Genomic DNA, 6024 nt, shown 5'->3' with positions numbered 1-6024 from the left:
GCAAAATTTGCCTTGGTTCCGGCGGCTTTGCGCGAAGCACGCGTGCCGTCGATCAGGTTCACCGTGTCACTGCCAAGATCGTGATAGCCAATACCCGACCCCTTGTCGGCATATGCCACCGCACAGCCATGCTTGAGGCCCCAGTCTCCCGCAGTGCCGATGGCACCATACACGCCGCGAGAACCGCTTGATGTCGCCGTTACCACACAGGGTTTGGTCTTGTTGAAGCTGGCGGGTATCTGCACCATCAATGTCACATTCTGCGCAGCACCGGCATCGTCGGCATAGGCGATGTACTCTTCCCCGGCGATCTTGCCCTCACCCAGCGTATCACCGCCATTGATGTCGATATTGGGTCCGTACAAGCGTCCATACCCGCCCGCCGCCGTGGCATCGATCAGGGCGCGATAATTGGTGTAGATCGCCACTTTGCGCAGTTCGGCCGCAGTGGGCTTGCTGGCGTCGGCATAGGCGGGGGCTACGCCCGCCAAACCAGTCTTTCCCAAGCCGGCAGTCAGCAGATCGTCAGCGACGCCATCGTAGGTGGTTTTCGTGATGGCACCAAGCCAGGCAGGCTTTACATTCAGGGTTTCTGCGGGCTTGGCGTTTCCACTACCTCCGCAGGCGCTGACCAATAGCGCCATTGCACAGACACAGACATGCGGGATCGGTCGGTCAGCAAATTCAGGCACCGGATATCTCCTCAGCGTGAAGCAGGATCCATCGAGGGAATGGATAAATCAGCCACACGGCGGAAAGTATGGCACAGGGCTTGCTGCCAGGCGGCAAGCAGCGGGAGATGCGGGTCAGTCGTGGCCAATGTGTGCAGACGGGAAGGGTCTGCCGTCCAATCGCTGACCGGCACCCACGATCAGGCGGATAACCGGGCTTTGTATAACCATGCCCGGCAGATTGCACCTTGACGCGAAAGGTGGAGCCAAGGCGATACCATCGCACAGCGGGCTACGACGCGAACAACTGCGGCCTGTCCGCCAAGCGTGAGGGCAAACCTCAAACCAACCAATGCGCCAGCCATGGCGCCAGCAGCACCATGACAATACCGGCGAACATCATGGTCAGGCTGGATACTGCCCCTTCTTCCTGCCCCAATTCGCGCGCCTTGGCGGTGCCGACCGCATGCGCTGCCGCCCCGAGCGACGCACCACGGGCAATGCTCGAATGTACGCGCAGCCAGCCCAGCAAGACCTCGCCGACCAGCATGCCGACAATGCCGGTAAGCATGACGAACAACACCACCAGCTCGCGACTGCCGCCGAACTCATTGGCCGCAGTCAGGGCAAACGGCGTGGAGATGGATCGGGTGAGCAGGCTATGCGCCACCATGGGCGGCAAGACGAATAGCCGCGCCAGAATCCAGGAGCTACCGACTCCGAGCAGGACACCGGTCACTACGCCTACGGTCAGCGATAAGGGATAACGCCGGATCAACTGCCTTTGCTGGTAAATCGGCAAGGCAAATGCCACCGTGGTCGGCCCGAGCAGCCACATCAACCAGCGGGTGTCAGCAAAATAGATCGAGTAGGGAATATCGGCGAGCAGCAGCAGGCCCAGCATGCACAAGGGGGTGACGATAATCGGCGCACACCAGAACTTCCGAAAGCGCAGATGCAGGCGCCGCGCCAGCAGATACACCGCCAAGGTCGCCACAAAGCACAGCGCTGCCAGCAGGTCATCATGCGTCATCGCTGCGCTCACCATCCTGATGGCGCCGCTGCTCATAGCGAAACACCCGGTCCACAATCAGCCCGGTGCCCACCATCACCAGAATGCAGCCCAGAGGTAGCACCAGCAGCAGGCGCCAGCCCAATTGCCTGAGCAATGGGCCGGAATCGACTATCGCCATCAAGGGCGGGACGAAGAACAGCAGCATGTCGGCAAGCAGCCGATCAGCGCCGCGCTGCACCGCCGCCACCGGCAGCAGGCGCGAAAACAGCAGCGCCGCCAAGAGCGCCAGACCAAGCACGCCAGCCGGAATCGGCAAAGCCCAGGCACGGACCAGGCGGTCGGCCAACAGCCATAGCGCCATCAGGAACAACACCTGGCAGGCGGTCACAAACAAGGGATAACGGGAAAACATGATTCGATTGGTACAGGCAGCAAAGTTAAGAATGCGCAGACCCGAGCAAGGCGCCTAGCATGCGCTATCGCTATGGCCTTTGGCGCACCGCCCTGACAAGCCGACGGCTGGTCATGATCCGGGCAAGGAGAGGGTTTGCGGAAAAACATGTGGCCAGAAATACGGGCGCAAAGCTTGCCTGATCGGCCGCTGCTCACCAAGCCGCGATTGTATCGATAGCTGGCGCAACACATGGCGCATCAGCCAGATCGGATGGCTTACAGCAAGAATTCAACGCCCTCTTTGATAGCGCAGCCAGCTCCACAGCAAAGGCAGCTGCAGCACGGCAAACAGCCAGAACCCGGCTTCCAGGCCTTCTTCCCCACCCTCACCCATCCAGCCCAGATAGTGCATCCAGAACAGCACCATGCCGAAAACAGCCAATGCCTTTTGCGGCATGCCGGGCCGTGGCGGACGATAGCGCGGCGGCTCAGACTCATCGACCCAGCGGGGTTGTACACGGATACGGAATGGGCGTCGGCCGTGCATCATGCCACCGAGAACCGCGCGACTAGCTGGCCCTCATTCAATGACAACTCAAGCACATCGCCGCTATGCAATGCAGCAACCCCGGCAGGTGTCCCGGTAAACACCAGATCGCCAGACTGCAAACCAAAGCGCGATGACAGATAAGCAATGATATGCGGCAGGGTGTGCAGCATCAGTTGGCAGTCGCCCTGCTGGCGTTGCACCCCGTTTACCTTGAGGCTGAACTGACTGGCGGAAGGCGCTACCAGCTTGCTTGCCGGCAAGAATTGCGAAAGGCAGGCACTACCAGGAAAACCCTTGGACAACGCCCAAGGCAGGCCCTTTTGCTTCGCCTGTGTTTGCAAATCCCGCGCGGTCAGATCCAACCCCAAGCCATAGCCGGCGACATGATCGAGCGCTGCATCAGCGGAAATATCATTGCCACCTTTGCCGATGGCCAGCACCAGCTCGCATTCATGATGAATGTCTGTCGACCATGCAGGTAAAACAATTGCCTGGCCTTCTTGCAGGATCGCCGAAGTAGGCTTGATAAATACCAGCGGCTCCGGCTCGAGCGGATTATTTAGTTCCGCCGCATGTGCAGCGAAATTGCGGCCAATGCAGAAGATATTGGCAACCGGCAATGGATTGCCATCTGTGAAGCGAATTGCAGGCATACGCAATACTCTCGTAATCACTCAATACCCTTGCCAGTCCGCACAATACGGGCGTGGCGCACACAACGAACGCCAATGCAAAAAGGACGGGCTAGCCCGTCCTTTTTGTGAAGCGCGATCAGAAGTGGATTACTTCTTTTCGTCAGCCTTCTTCTCTTCAGCCTTCTTCTCTTCCTTCTTGGCCTTAGCCTTGTGGTGCTTCTTGGCTGGCTTTTCAGCCTTTTGTTCAGCAGCAGGCTTGGCTTCAGCAGCAGGAGCGTCAGCAGCGAAAGCAACAGAAGCGAAAACACCGGCGATCAGAGCAACGAGCAGCTTGTTCATGTTAATTCCTTTATCGATAAGGGGGTAAGTGTGTACATCGTTCGGGCTGGCAAACTGCAGATTGCGTACCCGACCAGTGCATTAACGCAGCGCGTTGAGGATCGGTTGACACAATTTTACGATTTCTTCGAAATCGCCCAGCTCAGCCGATCCAGGCAACGATCGTCACCAGCAAAATGATCGCCAGCCAGAACAGTAGCGCCCGCCACACCAGGCCAACGGCGCTGGCCAGCATATTGGCGTCGGCATCTTCACCAAGGCCCAACTCGGGGCGAAAACGCACCGTATGCTCCTGATGCAGCGGCATGCCCAAACGCACGCCAATCGCCCCGGCACCGGCGGCCAGCAAGATGCCGTAGGCTGCACAGGACCAGCGTTCAGCCTGCTGGCGCCAGCAAAACACTGCATCCTCGAAGTCACCCATCACCGCAAACGTCGCCGCCGTGGCGCGAATCGGCAGCCAGTCCAGCACATCGCCAGCCTGATCGGCAAAGCTGCCGAACTGCTCGCCGCGCCGCAGATCGCGTGCACCCCATTTCACCTGCAAGATGGTGGCGGAGCGGTAGGCAACGGCACCAGCCGGCCCCAGCAGCACAAACCAGAACAGCGGCCCGAATACATGGCGGAAAGCGCCGATCAGGCCTTGCTCGATCGCCAGGCGTGCCACTTCGTTCTCGCTCAGCTGGCTCACCGGTTCGCGCGTCCAGCCAGACAGCAGCTTGCGTGCGGCGACGATGTCGCCCTCCTTCAAAGCATCGGCAATGCCGGTGAATGCAGGGCTGAACTGGCGAAAACCCATGGTGATATACAGCACCGCCACGCTGAACACCCATGACAGAAGCGGGTGAACCAGATGCAAGCCACCCCAGATCAGCATCGCAATGGCCGTCGGCACCGCCACGGCAATAACCCAGGCAAGCACGCCATGCTGGTATTGGCCGGCATTAAAGTTTCGTTCTATGGATTCGGCAAACGCGCGATAGCCGGCATAAAGGAAATTCCCACGGGCGATGGGGCGAACTTGTTCAAGCAAAAGCGCGAGGACGAGAGCAAGCCAGGTCATGGTGTGCACAGGGTAGACGAATCGGCGCATGATAGCCCAAGTCGCCCCTGCCCTGCCCAGCTGGCGTGAATCCACGCCCGACAATAACAAAGCATTTTGGTCAACTATTGGCGATAAGCGGCCCACGCGCTATCCTCTAGCCGCTTTCCACAACGCCCGTACTGGCGCCTTACCCACGGAGAATCCAAATCATGGAACACAAGCTTCCCGAACTGCCCTATGCCCTCGACGCCCTGGCACCGCATATGTCCAAGGAAACGCTGGAATACCATTACGGCAAGCATCACCAGACCTATATCACCAATCTGAACAACCTGATCAAGGGCACCGAGCACGAAAACGCCAGCCTGGAAGAGATCGTAAAGAAGGCGCCGGTTGGCGGCCTGTTCAATAACGCCGCCCAGGTGTGGAACCACACCTTTTTCTGGCTTGGCTTTGCGCCCAATCCAGCCAGCGAAGCTCGTGGCCCGTCGGGCGCACTGGCCGCTGCTATCGATGCCAAGTGGGGCTCGTTCGACGAATTCAAGAAGGCATTCAATACCGCCGCCGCCGGCAACTTCGGTTCGGGCTGGACCTGGCTGGTGAAAAAGGCTGACGGCGCGCTCGATATCGTCAACACCAGCGCCGCCGCAACCCCGCTGACCACCGCCGATACCGCCCTGCTCACCGCCGATGTATGGGAACACGCCTACTACATCGACTACCGCAACAGCCGCCCCAACTATCTGGAAGCATTCTGGAAGTTGGTGGACTGGAGCGTGGTGGCCAAGCGTTTTGGCTAACTAGGCAGCACGCTGCACGCCTCTCGGTTGTGCATGCCTTACCTATCAGCAAGGGCTCCGGGCTTACCGGGGCCCTTGTTGTTTTTGGCCGCTCGCTGACTCGCCCGCTGATGCGCCAACCAAGCTCTGTCGACATTTTGTCGGCGGATCGGGTTTCATCGGAAAACGTCAACAGCGCCTAGCCAACCGGAAAGAATATATAGGGTTTTCCCGAGCACTTCGTACTATCAATACCAATGGTCTTGCACGCTGCGGGGAAAGCGATCCGGGGGTGCCAAGCGCCATCCTGCTGCTCCTGCATCGGAACTTCAATGGAGAATGCTCATGCATACAAAGCCCCACCACTCCCTCGTCGTTCGCCTCAATGCCGTGGTGCTTGCCCTGCTCTTTCTCGGTTTTGCCGCCCTGTTCGTCATGCTGACCCGCGGGCTGGACGCGCGGCTGCTTGGCAGTACCCGCCAACATCTATCGGCCAGCAATAGCGCAGTGGTAGACCTGCTCGGTGCCTATCGCAGCAATCTCGATCGGGCAGCACGGGGCCAGCAAGCGGTATGGCGCAGTTTCTTTGCTGCAGAC

9 protein-coding genes are annotated in these 6024 nt (G+C 59.3%); 2 read left to right on the top strand and 7 right to left on the bottom strand.

All coding sequences use genetic code 11. The features are described from left to right. The 7 genes from ACE3OH_RS18200 to ACE3OH_RS18170 all read right to left on the bottom strand — a co-directional run. On the bottom strand, nucleotides 1–692 hold a 692-nt coding region (locus ACE3OH_RS18200; protein ID WP_374356474.1), incomplete at its 3' end, for a 3-hydroxybutyrate oligomer hydrolase family protein. Nucleotides 693–1011: 319 nt separating this feature from the next. Beyond that, nucleotides 1012–1704: an LrgB family protein gene (locus tag ACE3OH_RS18195; protein ID WP_374356471.1), complete on the bottom strand. Its 693-nt coding sequence runs from the start codon at nucleotides 1702–1704 to the stop codon at nucleotides 1012–1014. Then, entirely contained in the window at nucleotides 1694–2098 is a 405-nt protein-coding gene (locus ACE3OH_RS18190; protein ID WP_374356468.1) for a CidA/LrgA family protein, read from the bottom strand. The genes ACE3OH_RS18195 and ACE3OH_RS18190 overlap by 11 nt, the downstream gene beginning before the upstream one ends. A gap of 270 nt (nucleotides 2099–2368) precedes the next feature. Then, complete coding sequence (locus tag ACE3OH_RS18185) at nucleotides 2369–2629, bottom strand: hypothetical protein (RefSeq protein WP_374356465.1); 261 nt, start codon at nucleotides 2627–2629, stop codon at nucleotides 2369–2371. Continuing rightward, nucleotides 2626–3282 (bottom strand): fumarylacetoacetate hydrolase family protein, encoded by a 657-nt coding sequence (locus ACE3OH_RS18180; protein ID WP_374356462.1) that lies wholly within the window; start codon nucleotides 3280–3282, stop codon nucleotides 2626–2628. Before ACE3OH_RS18180 ends, ACE3OH_RS18185 begins: the two co-directional genes overlap by 4 nt. Nucleotides 3283–3411: 129 nt before the next feature. Further along, the gene (locus tag ACE3OH_RS18175) at nucleotides 3412–3603 is read right to left on the bottom strand and encodes a hypothetical protein (RefSeq protein ID WP_374356459.1); all 192 of its coding nucleotides are present in this window, start codon (nucleotides 3601–3603) and stop codon (nucleotides 3412–3414) included. 142 nt (nucleotides 3604–3745) lie between these two features. Then, entirely contained in the window at nucleotides 3746–4666 is a 921-nt protein-coding gene (locus ACE3OH_RS18170; RefSeq protein ID WP_374356456.1) for a CobD/CbiB family protein, read from the bottom strand. A 191-nt stretch (nucleotides 4667–4857) separates the two neighbouring features. On the opposite strand from ACE3OH_RS18170, the gene ACE3OH_RS18165 reads away from it, so the two are divergent. Together ACE3OH_RS18165 and ACE3OH_RS18160 are read left to right on the top strand one after the other, a co-directional pair. Next, a complete protein-coding gene (locus tag ACE3OH_RS18165) occupies nucleotides 4858–5448 on the top strand; it encodes a superoxide dismutase (RefSeq protein ID WP_374356453.1) in 591 nt (196 codons plus the stop codon). Nucleotides 5449–5772: 324 nt separating this feature from the next. Continuing rightward, the coding region (locus ACE3OH_RS18160; protein WP_374356449.1) for a hypothetical protein at nucleotides 5773–6024 on the top strand (252 nt) is incomplete at its 3' end.

Origin of the sequence: Chitinimonas sp. (assembly GCF_041904975.1) — a bacterium.
Classification (GTDB): domain Bacteria; phylum Pseudomonadota; class Gammaproteobacteria; order Burkholderiales; family Chitinimonadaceae; genus Chitinimonas.
This window is presented reverse-complemented; position numbering and strand designations above follow the sequence as displayed.